Annotated in this window: 1 protein-coding gene; it reads right to left on the bottom strand. The window is 75.1% G+C overall.

Going from position 1 to position 1,247, the window contains the following annotated elements:
• Window positions 1–936: AfsR/SARP family transcriptional regulator (locus ABT116_RS47685; RefSeq protein ID WP_351647709.1), on the bottom strand; the 936-nt coding region annotated here is incomplete at its 3' end.
• Window positions 937–1,247: the final 311 nt, after the last annotated feature.

Below are 1,247 nucleotides of genomic sequence, written 5' to 3'. Positions count from 1 at the left end.
CAGGCTCCGCAACAGCGAGAGTGCATCGGCGGCCCACGCGAGGAGGCGCCGGGAGAGCTCGTCTCCTCCTCTGGCCGCGAGCCGGGCCCTGTGCATGTCGGAACGGATGGCGTCGATCTCGGGTTCCCGGCCGACGAAAGAGGTCAGCCGCGGGCGGATGGCCCCCGGACGGGTGCGCTCGCGCTCCGGCGGCGCGGACGGGCGCTTCTCGTCCTTCGGGGCGGAGTCGAGCAGGCCGGCGTGGAGGGCGCGCAGCTGGGGCCCGGGGTCGGTGCCGAGGCCTTCGGCCAGGGCACGGCGGGCGGTCTCGTACGCGGCCAGGGCATCGGCCTCCCGTCCGGTGTCGCGCAGGGCGCGGATGAGGAGGGCGTGCAGCGGCTCGTCGTAGGGGTGTACGGCGGTCAGTTCGCGCAGTTCGGGTACGACGTCCAGCCCGCGTCCCAGCCGTAGCCGGGCCTCCGCCCTGGCCCGGGTCGCCTCCAGGCGCCTGGCCTCCGGGCGGGTGGCGGCGGAGCGGTCGGGGAGGTCTGCGAGGGCGGGTCCGTGCCAGAGGGCGAGAGCGGCGTCGAGGTGCCGTTCCGCGAGGGCGGGGTCGTCGCCGGTGAGGGCGTCGGTGCCCTGCTGGACGAGCCGTTCGAAGACGAAGAGGTCGATGTCGGCCTTGCCGGCCGCGAGTCGGTAGCCGCCCGTCTCAAAGGTGACGGCGTCCTTGCCGAGGGCCCTGCGGAGACGGCCGATGAGGGCTTGGAGGGCGGCGGGGGCGTCCTGCGGCGGGTCCTCCGCCCAGACCTCGTCGATCAGCGCCTGGGGAGTGACAACGCGGGAGGGGCGCAGGGCGAGGGCGGTGAGCAGGGCGCGGAGGCGGGGGCCGCCGATGGGTACGACCGAGCCGTGCTCGTCTTCTGCCGTCGTGACGCCCAGGATTCTGTACCGCACGGGGTCATTGTCGCCGGGGTGGGGGTGAGGGGTGGGAGGTTTTCGGGGCGGGGCGTTGCTCGGGGGTCCGTGTGCGGTGCTCGGGGTTGCGGCTGAGGCCGGGTGGGTGCGCAACCCGGCGGAGCGGGGTGCTGCCTGCGCCCACCCGTGCCGCCCCAGCGGCACGACTGCCCGCAGGCTGAGCGGAGACGCGCCCGCCCCCGCCGTCGGACGCAAGGGGCCCTGTCGGGGGGTGTCCGCCCGCAGCGGTTGGCGCGTCGACGCCAGTCAGTCGGTAAGTGGCCGTCGACCTACACGCGATGATCTCCTCG

The sequence above is a fragment of the Streptomyces sp. NPDC002130 genome, assembly GCF_040296465.1.
In the GTDB taxonomy this organism is placed as follows: Bacteria; Actinomycetota; Actinomycetes; order Streptomycetales; family Streptomycetaceae; genus Streptomyces.
The sequence above is the reverse complement of the archived record's forward strand: the minus strand, read 5'-3'. Positions and strand labels throughout refer to the sequence as shown.